This is a genomic window from Streptomyces sp. NPDC059679 (genome assembly GCF_042734105.1).
In the GTDB taxonomy this organism is placed as follows: domain Bacteria; phylum Actinomycetota; class Actinomycetes; order Streptomycetales; family Streptomycetaceae; genus Streptomyces.
On record NZ_JBHWES010000052.1, the window covers coordinates 13,096 to 26,605 of the forward strand.

Here is a 13,510-nt window from a genome sequence, read left to right on the forward strand (position 1 = left end):
GGGCTGGTGCGCGCATGGCGGTCTGTCATCCCTGGTTGTCTTGGCGTTTGATGGCGAGCTCGATGGCTTCGCGCAGTACCTGGCGGTCGTCGAAGGGGCGTACCACCCCGGCGATGTCCTGGCCCAGCTCATGGCCCTTGCCCGCAACCAGCACGGTGTCGCCGGGCTCGGCGCGGGCGACGGCGGCGGCGATGGCCTGCGCCCGGTCGGCGTCGACCAGCACATCGCCGCGTTCGTGAGCGGGCACCTCGGCGGCGCCCGCGAGCATGGTGGCCAGGATCGCCAGCGGGTCCTCGGAGCGGGGGTTGTCGGAGGTCAGCACGGCGGTGTCGGCGTAACGGGCGACGGCGGCGCCCATAGGGCCGCGTTTTTGCTGGTCCCGGTCGCCGCCGCAGCCGAGGACGGCGTGCAGCCTGCCCTCGGTGACCTTGCGCAGGGCGCGCAGGACCGACTCGACGGCGTCCGTCTTGTGTGCGTAGTCCACAACAGCGAGATACGGCTGTCCGGCGTCCACGCGCTCAAGCCGGCCGGGCACGCCCGGGACGGCCGCGACACCGTCGGCGGCGGTCTGCGGGTCGATCCCGGCGACGGCGAGCGACACGACGGCGGCAAGCGTGTTGGCGACGTTGAAGGCGCCCGGGAGGGGCGCGGCGGCGGTCACGGACTCGCCGTTCGGGCCGAGGATGGTGAACTCGGAGCCGAGCGGGCCCACGGTCACGTCGGCCGCGCGCCAGTGGGCGTCGGGGTGCCCCTCGGCGGAGAAGGTGGTGACCGGGACCTCGGAGAGGTCCACCAGGCGCTTGCCGTACTCGTCGTCCAGGTTGATCACCGCGGCGCGGCTGCGCGCCTTGGTGAACAACTGGGCCTTCGCCTGGAAGTAGTCCTCCATATCGGAGTGGAACTCCATGTGCTCCGGGCTGAGGTTGTTGAAGACGGCGACGTCGAAGACGCAGCCGTCGACCCGGCCGAGCACCAAGGCGTGGCTGGAGACCTCCATGGCCAGCGAGCCGACCCCGCGCTCGCGCATCACCGCGAAGAGGGCCTGCAGATCGGTGGCCTCGGGGGTGGTGCGCTCGGATTTGATCCGCTCGTCGCCGATCCGCGACTCGACGGTGCCGATGAGGCCGGTGAGCGAGCCGTCGCCCTTGGCGGCGGCCGCCTTCAGCCCGCCCTCGACGAGGTACGCGGTCGTGGTCTTGCCCGAGGTGCCGGTGATGCCGATCTGAAGCAGGTCCCGGCCCGGCTCGCCGTAGATCGTGGCGGCCAGCGCGCCCATCCGGCCGCGCGGGTTCTCGACGGCCAGGACCGGCAGCCCGGTGGCCGCCGCGCGGTCGGCGCCCCCCGGGTCGGTGAGCACGGCGACCGCGCCGAGGTCGGCGGCCTGGGCGGCGAAGTCCGCGCCGTGCAGGCGGGCGCCGGGCAGGGCCGCGTAGACGTCGCCGGGGCGTACGGCCCGCGAGTCGTGGGTGATACCCGTGACGGCCGCCCCCTCGGGGGCCTCGATGCCCAGCTGATCGGCCAGCTCCCGGAGCGGGATCGCGCGGACCTGGAGAGGCCGGGGCGCTCCCGGGTAGCTCGACGGGCCACCCTTGGGGGAGAGCTGCGAGGGCTGGGAGGTTTGAGACTGATCAGCTTGGGGCACGGCGTGAGACTACCCGCCGCACCCGCTCCCCCGCGAAACGAGGGGGCTGCGCGCAGCGCGGACGGTTGAGGGTGGTGGTGGGAGACGCAGGGACGAGAGGTGCCCGCGCGCAGCGCGGACGGTTGAGGGTGGTGGTGGGAGACGGGTGGGCGAGGGGGTTTGCGCGCGGAACCGGAGTGATCAGGGACATGGCGAGGGCGGTCACCGGCCGGGACTGTAGCTGACCGGCAGCCGCGCCGCCCGCTTCCCGGACGGGGCCACCTGCAGCGTCTTCAGCGAGAACTCCATGACCCGCTTGAAGACCGGCCCGCAGACCTGGCCGCCGAAGTAGCTGCCCTTGGTCGGGTTCTGGACGGCGCAGTACACCGTCACCCGCGGCTGGTCGGCGGGCGCGAAGCCCGCGAACGAGGCGGTGTAGCCGTGGTAGCGGCCGGTCTTGGGGTCCACCCGGTTGGACGTGCCGGTCTTGCCCGCGACGCGGTAGCCGGGGATCTTCGCCTTGGTCCCGGTGCCCTGCTGGTCGTCGATGACGGATTCGAGCATCGAGGTGAGCGTCTTCGCGGTCTTCTCGCTGACCACCCGGGTCCGCTTGGGGTGCGGCGCGGCCGAGAAGCGGTCTCCGGAGCCCTGGGTGCCGCGCACCAGGGACGGCTGGACGCGTTCGCCGCCGTTGGCGATGGTGGAGTAGACGGAGGCCGCCTGTACGGCGTTCAGCGAGAGCCCCTGGCCGAAGGGGATCGTGTACTGCTGTGAGGCGCTCCAGTCCTCCGGCTTGGCCAGGATGCCCCGGGTCTCGCCGGGGAAGCCGAGCCCGGTGTAGCTGCCGATCCCGAACTTCCGCAGATAGGAATAGAGAATCCGATCGGCCTGCTTCTGGTTCTTCCCCAGCTGCTCGGTGGCGAGGATCGTGCCGATGTTGCTGGACTTGGCGAGCACCCCGTTGAGCGTGAGGTACCAGGTGGGGTGGTCGATGTCGTCCGCGAAGGCGCGGTCCGCGCGCGGCAGCCGGTTGGGGACCACCACATGGGTGTCCCAGGTGGCGGCGCCCTCTTCCAGGACGGCGGCCATCGACATCAGCTTGCTGACGCTGCCCGGCTCGTACGCGTCCGAGAGCGCGGCGTTGCCCAGGGCGTCGGCGTTCGCGCCGGAGATGTCGTTCGGGTCGAACCCCGGGGCGTTGGCCAGGGCCAGGATCTCGCCGGTGCGGGTGTCCTGGACGACCACATAGCCGCTGTCCGCCTTGGACGCCTTCACCTGCTCGCTGATGGCGCTCTGCGCGGCCCACTGGATGTCGCGGTCGATCGTCAGCTCGACATCGCTGCCGGGCACCGCGGGCTGCTCCTTGACGTCTCCGGTGGGCACCTGACGGCCGCCGGACTGGGCGTAGACCCGCTTTCCGTCCTTGCCCGCGAGCTGCTTGTTCAGCTCCCGCTCGACGCCGGCCGCGCCGTGCCCCTCCGCGTCCACGAAGCCGAGCACTCCGGCGGCGAGGTTCCCGTTCGGGTAGACCCGCTTGCTGTGCGCCTCGCGGTTGACCCCGGCCAGGACGTTCACGCCCTTGCCCTTGGCCGCCGCGCCGTCCAGCGCGTTCTTGAGGTCCTTGATCTGCTTCCACACCCGCGGGGACTGCTGGCGGGCCAGCACCACGTACTGCGACTTCGGATTGGCGGTGAGCTTCCGCTCCAGCTCCGCCTGCTCCTCGCCGAGGATCGGCGCGAGGAGCGCGGCGGCCTGGCGCGGCGCGTCGTCGATCCTGGCCGTCTTGGGGGTGAGGAGGTCGGGGGCGGCGGTGATGTCGTACGCGTCCACGGTGGTCGCCAGGTCGACGCCGTGGCGGTCGGTGATCGAGCCGCGCTCGGCGGCCAGCGTGACCGGGATGTAGCGGTTCACATTGGCCTTCGCCGCGTACGCACCGGCGTCGACGGCCTGCACCTGGAGCAGCCGTACGACGAAGACCAGCATGATCAGGGTGAGGCCGAGGCTGATCAGCCGCAGCCGGGGACGCGGACTGCCCAGCCGCAGCGGCGGGGCGGCGTTCCCGGCGTTCCCCGGGCGGGCGGGCCCGCCGGGCCGCCGTGGGGCGGGGCGCGGGTCGCCCGATCGGCGCGGCGTGCCCTGGCGCGGGCGGCCGTCGCCCCGCGGCGGTCCGGCGGGGCCGGGCAGGCGGCGGGGGTCGCGCGGGGCCGTCACGCCGCCGCCCCGGGAGCGGCCTTGGCGCAGGCGGTCCTGGCGCGGGCAGAGGGTCGCGTCACCGTGTCACCTACCGAGGGGCGGGGGTGGAGTTCGCGGACGGGGCGGCGCCGGGCGCGGTGGTCGTCGCGGTGCCGTCGGCGGCCGGCGCAGCCGAGGGCGCCGGGGATGCCTCAGCGTCGTCGGACACCGCGCCCGGCGATGCCGCCGTGGGCCCGGGGGCGGAGGCCTGAGCCGAGGGCGACGCGGCGGGCAGCGACGGCAGGGGCGCCCCGGGGGCGCGGTACACCGAGGGACCGCCGGAGGCGGCGGGGGCGGGGGCGCCGCTGACGCTGCCGTCCGGGTTCAGGAACGCCGGACTGCCGCCCGGCACCATCCCGAGCTCCCGGGCCCGCCGCTCCAGCGCGTCCGGCGCGGAGAGCCGGTCCACTTCCTGCTGCAGCGCCTGCCGCTCGTCGGAGAGCTCGTCGGTCTGCTTCTCCAGCCTGCTGAGCTCGAAGGACCCTTGGTTGAGGGAGGAGTTGAGCAGCAGCAACGCGATCAGCCCGGACCCCAGCAACACCACGACCAACAACACAAACGGCGTCCGCCGCGCCACCCGCGGCCCCCCAGCCATCACCGTGTCCCCCTGTCCCCGTCCACGACGCGTTCGTTTCTCCGTCCGAGCCGCGAGGCCACAGGTACCGCCCCGGCGACGGCGTGCGCGTCGCTCACGGTGCGACCTCCTCGCGGATGCGCTCCGCGCCCCTCAGGCGGGCGGGGGCGGCACGGCGGTTTTCGGCGACCTCTTCTTCCGTGGGGAGCTCCGCGCCGCGGGTGAGCAGCTTGAGGCGGGGCTGGTAGCGCTCGGGGACGACCGGCAGACCGGGGGGTGCGGTGGTCTCCGCGCCGGCTCCGAGTACGTGCTTGACCAGGCGGTCCTCGAGCGAGTGGTAGGAGAGGACGGCGATCCGGCCGCCGACCGCGAGGGCCGCGACCGCGGCCGGGATCGCGCGTTCCAGGACCGTGAGCTCGCCGTTGACCTCGATCCGCAGCGCCTGGAAGGTGCGCTTGGCGGGGTTGCCGCCGGTGCGCTTGGCGGCCTGCGGCAGGGCTTCACGGATCAGTTCGACCAGCCGGGCGCTGTTGCGGAAGGGCTCCTTCGCCCGCTCGCGCACCACCGCGTCCACGATCTTCCTGGCGAACTTCTCCTCGCCGTACGTCCGCAGGATCCGCACCAGTTCGCCCGGCGGGTAGGTGTTGAGCACCTCGGCCGCGCTGATCCCGGTCGTCTGGTCCATCCGCATGTCCAGCGGCGCGTCCTGCGCGTACGCGAAACCCCGCTCGGCCTCGTCCAGTTGCATGGACGACACGCCGAGGTCGAAGAGGATCCCTTGGACGCGCGGGGTGCCGAGCCGGGCCAGGACCTCGGGGAGCTCGTCGTAGACGGCGTGTACGAGGGTCGCCCGGTCGCCGTAGGGGGCGAGCCGCGCGCCGGAGAGTTCGAGCGCCGCCGGGTCTCGGTCCAGGGCGACCAGCCGGGCCTCGGGGAAGGTGCGCAGCAGCGCCTCGCTGTGGCCGCCGAGGCCCAGGGTGCAGTCCACCACGACCGCTCCGGGCCGCTCCAGGGCGGGGGCGAGCATGTCCAGGCAGCGCTGGAGCATGACGGGGACGTGGAGAGCGTTGCTGCTCATGCGCTGCTCGTGCGCCCTTCTGAGGGTCGGGCGAGGAGGGCACGCACCGCTGGGTCCCCACCCGCTCTGAAGGGGAAGTGACCTACTGGCGCCGGGGAAGTGACGTCAGGCGGCCGGAGCGGGAGGAGGCCGAGTGGTACGTACGCACCGCGCTCACGCGAAATTCCGGGATCCTTGGGGAGCGTCGGGCCTCCCACTTCGCGCCACTTTAGTCCACTCGTCCCTTCGGTCAACCAACCGGCCAGCGTGCCCGCCGCGGGTGTCAAAACACGTCAAGCGGGCGGGCGCGCGCACTCAGGCGCGGGCGCCACCCGTGTGGGGTCTCTCACACGAAAGGCCGCGCGCCCGTCGATACACCCGTTTGCCCTATCTAAAGAAAAGACAAAATCCCCTGGTGGAAGGTAGTGTCCCAGCTATGTCGATATCCGCGCCGCAGCCGCTGCCCCAGCACACCGACAGCACCGACAGCGCCGACAGCGCCGCCCGCACGGGAGGTACGGTCACTGATCGCCTCGTAGAGGCCAACCACCGTTACGCCGCCGAGTTCCAGGACCCCGGCATGGACGCGCGCCCCGTGCTGCGCGTCGCCGTGGTCGCCTGCATGGACGCGCGTCTCGACCTGCACGAGGCGCTCGGCCTGGACCTGGGCGACTGCCACACCATCCGCAACGCGGGCGGTGTGGTCACCGACGACGTCATCCGTTCCCTGACCATCAGCCAGCGCGCGCTGGGCACCCGCAGCGTCGTGCTCATCCACCACACGGGCTGCGGTCTGCTGAATCTGACCGAGGACTTCCGGCACGACCTGGAGGCCGAGGTCGGCCAGCGGCCGTCGTGGGCGGTCGAGGCGTTCAAGGACCTCGACACCGACGTACGCCAGTCGATGCAGCGGGTGCGGACTTCCCCGTTCCTGCTCCACAAGGATGATGTGCGCGGCTTCGTCTTCGACGTGACGACGGGTCTGCTGCGCGAGGTGACGCCACGCGGGTGAGCCCGTTTTAACTCCTCAAAACCCTCCAGTCCCGACAAATCACTCCGGGTTATCCACAGCCGAGTGACGAGATGAGGCCGGGACCGCAAGAATGCGTATGTGACATCGCCCCCCGCGGTCTGCGGGGGGCCGATGTCAGCGTGTTGCGGTGGGCCGGTCCGTTCCGAGGGCATCGGCCCGAGATCGGGCCGAGGAGGGCCGGGTGACGACCTATGACGAGCGAGCGAGCCTCAGCGATCTGACCACCACAGCGGAGCGGATCCGCAGGTCGGTGGAGGGTGTGATCGAGGGCAAGCCCGAGGTCGTGCGGCTTTCGCTGACCGTACTGCTCGCCGAGGGACATCTGCTGCTGGAGGATGTCCCAGGCGTGGGAAAGACCATGCTTGCCAAGGCGCTCGCGAAGTCCATCGACTGCTCGGTGCGCCGTATCCAGTTCACGCCGGACCTGCTGCCGTCGGATATCACCGGCGTGAGCGTGTATGACCAGCAGCAGAAGGATTTCGAGTTCAAGCCGGGTGCGATCTTTTCCCAGATCGTCATCGGCGACGAGATCAACCGGGCCTCGCCCAAGACCCAGTCGGCGCTGCTGGAGTCGATGGAGGAGCGGCAGGTCACCATCGACGGGCAGACCTACGAGCTGCCGACCCCCTTCATGGTCGTGGCCACGCAGAACCCGATCGAGATGGAGGGCACGTACCCGCTGCCCGAGGCGCAGCGCGACCGCTTCATGGCGCGCGTGTCGATCGGCTATCCGAGCCCGCAGGCCGAGCTCCAGATGCTGGACGTCCATGGCGGTGTCTCCCCGCTGGACGATCTGCAGCCGGTGGCCCATGCCCATGAGATCGCCAAGCTCATCGAGGCGGTCCGCGAGGTCCATGTGGCCGAGGCGGTCCGGCGGTATGCGGTCGACCTGGTCTCCGCCACGCGGAACCACCCCGATCTGCGGCTGGGCGCCTCCCCGCGGGCGACGCTGCATCTGCTGCGGGCGGCGAAGGCGGCCGCGGCGCTGACCGGGCGGGACTTCGCCCTGCCCGACGATGTGCAGTCGCTCGCGGTGGCCGTGCTGGCCCACCGGCTGCTGCCGACCGCGCAGGCCCAGCTGAACCGGCGCACCGCGGAGCAGGTGGTCGCGGACATACTGCAGCGCACCCCGGTGCCCAGCGCGGCCCCGCGCGGCGCGGGCCAGCAGGTGCCGCCCGGCGCGGCCCCCATGCCGCCGCCCGGGGCGCCGCTGCCGCCCGGTGCCGGACCGGTGCCCCCGGGCGCCGGTCCGATGCCGCCCGTGCCGCCCGCGCCCCCGGTTGAGTACGGTCAGCAGCCGCCGGGCGCGCGGAGGCTGTGATGACGGCAGGGGGGATGCCCATGGCCCCCGGCGACGGCGACGGCGACGGCCGCGAGGACCGGGGCGGGTTGCGCGCGGCGCTGGCCGGCCTGACCACCCGCGGCCGTTCGTTCCTGGCGGCCGGAGTGGCGGCCGCGGTGTGCAGCTATGTCCTGGGGCAGGCGGATCTGCTGCGGGTGGGGCTGCTGCTCGCGGTGCTGCCCCTGGTGTGTGTGGCCGTGGTCTATCGCACCCGTTACCGGGTGGCGGGCAGCCGGCGGCTCTCGCCCGCGCGGGTCCCGGCGGGCTCCGAGGCCCGGGTGCATCTGCGGATCGACAATGTCTCGCGGCTGCCCACCGGTCTGCTGATGCTGCAGGACCGCGTGCCCTATGTGCTCGGGCCGCGGCCCCGCTTCGTGCTGGACCGGGTGGAGCCGGGCGGGCGCCGCGAGGTGTCCTATCGGGTCCGCTCGGATCTGCGCGGCCGCTATCCGCTCGGCCCGCTGCAGCTGCGGTTGAACGACCCGTTCGGAATGTGCGAACTCACCCGCTCCTTCAGCGCGTACGACACGCTGACGGTGGTGCCGCGGGTCGAGCCGCTGCCCCTGGTGCGCTTCGCGGGCGAGGCCATGGGCTACGGCGACGGGCGGCACCGGTCGCTCGCGCTCGCGGGCGAGGACGATGTCATCCCGCGCGGCTACCGCCATGGCGACGATCTGCGCCGGGTCCACTGGCGGTCCACCGCGCGCTACGGCGAGCTGATGGTCCGCCGTGAGGAGCAGCCGCAGCGCGCCAGCTGCACGGTGCTGCTGGACACCCGGCGCGTGGCCCACCAGGGCTCGGGGCCGGACTCGGCGTTCGAGTGGGCGGTCTCCGGAGCGGCCTCGGCCGCGGTGCATCTGCTGGAGCGGGGCTACGGGGTCCGGCTGCTGACCGACACCGGCAGCTCGGTGCCGGGCCCGGACAGCGGGGGCGGCTTCACCGGCTCGGGCCATGACTCGGCGGACACGGCCGGGCTGATGCTCGACACCCTCGCGGTGGTGGACCACTCCGAGGAGGCCGGGCTCTCCCGGGCCTACGAGGCGCTGCGCGCAGGGAACGAGGGACTGCTGGTGGCGTTCCTCGGCGATCTGGACGAGGAGCAGGCGACGATGGTCGGCCGGATGCGGCACCGCACCGGGACGGCGGTGGCGTTCGTCCTGGACGGCGGCGCCTGGTCCCGGGGCGCGTGGGCGCCGGACCCGCGCGGTCTGGAGGAGCGGCTGCGGATGCTGCGGGAGTCGGGGTGGACGGCGCTGCCGGTCACCCCCGGCACCACGCTGGCGCAGCTGTGGCGGCAGGCCGACGCCCAGGGCGGCGTCCAGACGGACGCCGGGCGGCCGCTGGCGGGCGGCGGTATGACGGGGGGCTGGGCATGAGCGGAAGCGTGCGACTGGCGATATGCGCCGCGCTGGCGACGATGGCGGCGGCCTGTGCGCTGCTGCCGCTGGTCGACAAGCCCGGCTGGCTTGTGCAGGCCGCGCTGCTGCTGGCGATCCAGAGCACGGTGGGCGCGCTGGCCCGCCGGGTGCCACTGGCGCGCCCGCTGACACTGGCGGCGCAGGCCGTGGTGGGCCTGCTGCTGCTGACGATCACCTTTGCCCGCCACGAGGCGCTGGCCGGGGTGCTTCCGAGCCCGCAGGCGTTCCAGGCGCTCGGGCGTCTGCTGCGTCAGGGCACGGTCGACGTGGGGCAGTACGCGATCCCGGCGCCGGTCACCGACGGCATCAAGCTGATGCTGGTCGGCGGGGTGCTGGTGATAGGTCTTGTGGTCGACGCGCTGGCGGTGACCTACCGCAGCGCCGCCCCCGCCGGGCTGCCGCTGCTCGCGCTGTACTCGGTCGCGGCGGGCCTGTCCGACGGCGGCGACGACTGGGTGTGGTTCCTGGTGGCGGCGGCCGGCTATCTGCTGTTGCTGCTGGCCGAGGGGCGGGACCGGCTGTCCCAGTGGGGCCGGGTGTTCAGCGGCGGCGCCCCGCGCCCGTACGGGATGGGGCCCTCGGGCCTGGCTACGGCGGGCGGCAGCCCGGCCCTGGCCCCGGTCCGCACCGGCCGCAGGATCGGCGTGCTGGCGCTGGGCATCGCCCTGGCGGTGCCCGCGGTGCTGCCGTCCCTGGACGGCGGCCTGCTGGACCAGAAGAACGGCGGCGGGGGCGGGGGCGGGGGAAACGGCACGATCTCGGCGGTGAATCCGCTGGTGTCGCTGCAGGACAGCCTGAACCAGCCGCAGAACCGCGAGGTGCTGCGGTACCGCACCTCCTCCCAGACCACCCAGGACATGTATCTGCGGATCGTCGCGCTGGACAAGTTCGACGGGGCGGCGTGGAAGTCCTCGGAGCGGCATGTCCAGGACGTGCCGGACGATCTGCCCACCCCGGCCGGTCTCGGCCCCTCCGTCCGTGTCTCCTCGATCGACACCTCGATCCGGGCCGCCGATTGGTACGCGCAGAACTGGCTGCCCCTCCCCTACCCCGCCATGAAGGTCGACATCGACGGCCGCTGGCGCTACGAGCCGGAGGGCCGGACGCTGGTCGGCGACCGCGGCCAGACCACCCGCGGGATGCGGTACCAGGTCAACAGCCTGGTCGTGGAGCCGACCGCGGCGCAGCTGGCCGCCGCACCGCAGCCGCCGGCGAAGCTGCTGCGGGAGTACACCAAGGTGCCGGACTCGCTGCCGTCCATGGTCGCCCGCACGGCGCGCCAGGTGACCGCGGGCGCTTCGAACGCGTATGAGCAGGCGGTGAAGCTGCAGGACTGGTTCGCCGTGAACGGCGGGTTCCGCTACGACACGAAGGTGCAGTCGGGCAGCGGCTCGGCCGCCATCGTCAAGTTCCTCCAGCAGAAGGAGGGCTTCTGCGTCCACTTCTCCTTCTCCATGGCGGCCATGGCCCGCACGCTGGGCATCCCGGCCCGGGTGGCCGTCGGGTTCACCCCCGGCACCGCGCAGGCGGACGGCTCGGTGTCGGTCGGGCTCAAGGACGCCCACGCCTGGCCCGAGCTGTACTTCGAGGGCGTCGGCTGGACCCGTTTCGAGCCCACCCCCAGCCGCGGCACCCAGCCCGACTACACGATGGAGCAGACGCCGTCCGGCGACTCCACCGATGACCCGACGCAGGCGCCCACCGCGTCCGAAGAGCCGTCGGCCGCGCCGTCGGCGTCGGACAGCTGCGCGCAGGACATGAAGAAGCTCGGCGAGTGCGGCGGGGCCCCGGGCCAGCAGCCCGACCAGCCCTCCTCGGGCGGCGGCTGGTCGGTCAGCAAGCGGATCGGCTGGAGTTCGCTCGCGGTGCTGCTGCTGGTGATCCCCCTGCTGCCGATGCTGTGGCGGCAGCGGCTGCGGGCCCGCAGACTCAGCGGCTCGGCCGGGCGCACCGAGCAGGACGCCGCCGACCGGATCCTGGCGGCCTGGCGGGAACTGCTCGACACCGCCTGGGACTTCGGGATCGTGCCGGACGACTCCCAGACCTCGCGCAACGCGGTGGCCCGCATCGTGCGGATGGCGGAGCTCGACCAGGAGGCGGCCGAGGCGGCGCGGCGGGTGGCCGCCGCGGTCGAGCAGGTGCTGTTCGCACCGCGGCCGCGCCCGGCGCCGGGCGTCGGCGACGAGGTGCGGCTGGTGCTGGACGGATTCCGGGCGAAGGCCGGGCGGTGGGACCGGCTGCGGGCGCTGCTGGCCCCGCGGTCGGCGGTCCGGGTGGTCTGGGCGGCCTCGGCACGCTGGTCCGCGCTGGTCGCGCGGTGGGGCGCGCCACGGTGGGCACGGTGGATATCCGGGCTGCGGGGCGGCCCCCGCCGTCAGCAGGGCTGACGGGGACGAGGGACGCGACAGCGAAGCGAGGGGCGGCCGCCGGGTGGCGACCGCCCCTCGCTCATGTACGACCCTCGCTCATGTACGAGATGACGCGTGCGCTTGCTTCTGCGCGCTTCCGGTGCTGGATGCGCTGTGCTCGCGCCTGTACGTGTGGCCCATGCAGGTGTGGCCACATATGTGTGGCCCACCCGGACGGTCAGGGCTCAGTGGCCCTGTTCATCGCGGCGGCGCTGCCACCGCTCCTCGATCCGGCTCATCATGGAGCGGCGCTGACGGCCCTGGCGACGGGCCGCAGGCCCGCCCCCGCCCGCCTGGGGCCGCTCGCCGGGCTTGGGCGCCTTGCGCCAGCCGGTCACCGCGAGCCCGGCACACCCCAGCATGACGAGGAAGCCCACCACGCTGATCCAGATCTGCTGCGGAATGATCACGCCGACCATCAGGAGCGCAACGCCCACCAGAAAGCCCGCGATCGCCTGATAGACCCGTCGCCGGGTGTACGTGCGCAGGCCGCTGCCCTCAAGCGCTGTCGCGAACTTGGGGTCTTCGGCGTACAGCGCTCGCTCCATTTGCTCGAGCATGCGCTGCTCGTGCTCCGAGAGCGGCACGGAGTCCTCCTACTCGTCGGTCGCGGGGGGCGACCGGGGTGCGACCCTTTCAGGATAGGCAGGGAATCGCCCCCGTGAAACCCGCCCCTCTGCGCCAATTCGTCACCGGTACGCGCGTGGCATTAGTTGACGCTGAGACGTGCATTCCCCTCCCGCCGATCCGCCATGCCCGACGGTGTACCTCGATCATACGGGGCAAGGCGGCCGATCGGAGGGCCTGTGGCCTACTCCACCTGCACCGTCCGTCATGCGGTCACGCAGGCCGGAGGGGGCGGTAGCGGTCAGTCGCGCTCCGCGAGCACATGCAGCTGGGTGGCGACGGAGTGGAAGGCGGGCAGCTCCGCGGCGGCCGCCTCAAGTTGCAGCAGGGCGTCCAGGGCGTCCGGTTCGGTGTCGACCAGCACACCGGGCACCAGATCGGCGAAGACCCGCACCCCGTGCACCGCCCCGACCTCCAGGCCCGCCGCCGCGATCAGTCCGGTCAGCTGCTCGGGGGTGAAGCGGCGGGGCATCGGGTCGCCGGCGCCCCAGCGGCCGGCCGGATCGGCAAGCGCTTGCCGGGCCTCGGTGAAGTGGCCGGCCAGCGCCCGGGCGAGCACGGCGCCGCCGAGGCCCGCCGCGAGCACGCTGAGGGTGCCGGCCGGGCGCAGGGCCGCCGCCGCGTTGCCCAGGCCCTCGGCCGGGTCATCGACGTACTCCAGCACGCCATGGCACAGCACCACGTCATAGCCGCCGCGCTCGGCCACCTCGAACAGGTCGGCGGCATCGCCCTGGACCCCGCGCACCCGGTCGGCGACACCGGCCTCGGCGGCCCGCCGCTCCAGCGCGAACAGCGCGTTGGGGCTCGGGTCGACCACCGTGACGCGGTGGCCGAGGCGGGCGACCGGCACCGCGAAGTTGCCGCTGCCGCCTCCGGTGTCGAGCACGTCCAGCACACCGGGCGCGCGGTCGCCCTCGCCGGAGCCCTGGCCCACCGCCTTGACCCGGCGGTCCAGGGCGTCTTTGAGGACCTCCCACACCACGGCGGTACGGAGGGACGCGCGGGGGCGCAGCGGGTCTGACACGGCGGGTGGCTCCTCGGCGCGGTGCCGCCACCGCCTGCGGCGGTGACGACGAGTTACTGACGTCGGCGCTCCCAGCCTATTGCCTCTGGCGCGATGCTCCCGCAGCTACGGCCGGGAGGTGCCCCCGCGCTGGTCCGAGGACCGCCCGCCCCCGGCGCCTCCCCGCCGGGTGCC

At 73.1% G+C, this 13,510-nt stretch carries 10 protein-coding genes; 4 read left to right on the top strand and 6 right to left on the bottom strand.

What is annotated here, in order from left to right:
* Positions 1–25: 25 nt before the first annotated feature.
* From ACFV2X_RS38925 to rsmH, 4 genes are all read right to left on the bottom strand, one after another.
* On the bottom strand, positions 26–1,642 hold the full coding sequence (locus ACFV2X_RS38925; RefSeq protein WP_385625964.1) for a UDP-N-acetylmuramoyl-L-alanyl-D-glutamate--2,6-diaminopimelate ligase: 1,617 nt from the start codon (positions 1,640–1,642) through the stop codon (positions 26–28).
* A gap of 201 nt (positions 1,643–1,843) precedes the next feature.
* Positions 1,844–3,832: a penicillin-binding transpeptidase domain-containing protein gene (locus ACFV2X_RS38930; RefSeq protein ID WP_385625965.1), complete on the bottom strand. Its 1,989-nt coding sequence runs from the start codon at positions 3,830–3,832 to the stop codon at positions 1,844–1,846.
* 70 nt (positions 3,833–3,902) lie between these two features.
* Positions 3,903–4,448, bottom strand: coding sequence for a septum formation initiator family protein (locus ACFV2X_RS38935; RefSeq protein ID WP_385625966.1), 546 nt, complete (start codon positions 4,446–4,448; stop codon positions 3,903–3,905).
* A gap of 94 nt (positions 4,449–4,542) precedes the next feature.
* Positions 4,543–5,505: a 16S rRNA (cytosine(1402)-N(4))-methyltransferase RsmH gene (gene rsmH, locus ACFV2X_RS38940; protein ID WP_385625967.1), complete on the bottom strand. Its 963-nt coding sequence runs from the start codon at positions 5,503–5,505 to the stop codon at positions 4,543–4,545.
* Positions 5,506–5,920: 415 nt separating this feature from the next.
* Between rsmH and ACFV2X_RS38945 the strand changes: the two genes are divergently transcribed.
* The 4 genes from ACFV2X_RS38945 to ACFV2X_RS38960 all read left to right on the top strand — a co-directional run bounded on the left by ACFV2X_RS38945 (position 5,921) and on the right by ACFV2X_RS38960 (position 11,664).
* Complete coding sequence (locus ACFV2X_RS38945; protein WP_385625968.1) at positions 5,921–6,496, top strand: beta-class carbonic anhydrase; 576 nt, start codon at positions 5,921–5,923, stop codon at positions 6,494–6,496.
* 202 nt (positions 6,497–6,698) lie between these two features.
* Positions 6,699–7,838: a MoxR family ATPase gene (locus ACFV2X_RS38950; protein WP_089514115.1), complete on the top strand. Its 1,140-nt coding sequence runs from the start codon at positions 6,699–6,701 to the stop codon at positions 7,836–7,838.
* Positions 7,838–9,235: a DUF58 domain-containing protein gene (locus tag ACFV2X_RS38955; protein WP_385625969.1), complete on the top strand. Its 1,398-nt coding sequence runs from the start codon at positions 7,838–7,840 to the stop codon at positions 9,233–9,235. The genes ACFV2X_RS38950 and ACFV2X_RS38955 overlap by 1 nt, the downstream gene beginning before the upstream one ends.
* On the top strand, positions 9,232–11,664 hold the full coding sequence (locus ACFV2X_RS38960) for a transglutaminaseTgpA domain-containing protein (protein WP_385625970.1): 2,433 nt from the start codon (positions 9,232–9,234) through the stop codon (positions 11,662–11,664). Before ACFV2X_RS38955 ends, ACFV2X_RS38960 begins: the two co-directional genes overlap by 4 nt.
* A 206-nt stretch (positions 11,665–11,870) precedes the next feature.
* On the opposite strand, the gene ACFV2X_RS38965 is transcribed toward ACFV2X_RS38960, so the two are convergent.
* Positions 11,871–12,272, bottom strand: coding sequence for a DUF3040 domain-containing protein (locus ACFV2X_RS38965; RefSeq protein ID WP_089514122.1), 402 nt, complete (start codon positions 12,270–12,272; stop codon positions 11,871–11,873).
* A gap of 281 nt (positions 12,273–12,553) precedes the next feature.
* On the bottom strand, positions 12,554–13,336 hold the full coding sequence (locus tag ACFV2X_RS38970) for a methyltransferase (RefSeq protein WP_385625972.1): 783 nt from the start codon (positions 13,334–13,336) through the stop codon (positions 12,554–12,556).
* Positions 13,337–13,510: the final 174 nt, after the last annotated feature.

What these genes read in the sequence shown, in the direction of transcription:
- ACFV2X_RS38935 (WP_385625966.1), bottom strand. Translation starts at nt 4,448, where the DNA reads ATGGCTGGGGGGCCGCGGGTGGCGCGGCGGACGCCGTTTGTGTTGTTG.
- rsmH (WP_385625967.1), bottom strand. Translation starts at nt 5,505, where the DNA reads ATGAGCAGCAACGCTCTCCACGTCCCCGTCATGCTCCAGCGCTGCCTG.
- ACFV2X_RS38945 (WP_385625968.1), top strand. Translation starts at nt 5,921, where the DNA reads ATGTCGATATCCGCGCCGCAGCCGCTGCCCCAGCACACCGACAGCACC.
- ACFV2X_RS38955 (WP_385625969.1), top strand. Translation starts at nt 7,838, where the DNA reads ATGACGGCAGGGGGGATGCCCATGGCCCCCGGCGACGGCGACGGCGAC.
- ACFV2X_RS38960 (WP_385625970.1), top strand. Translation starts at nt 9,232, where the DNA reads ATGAGCGGAAGCGTGCGACTGGCGATATGCGCCGCGCTGGCGACGATG.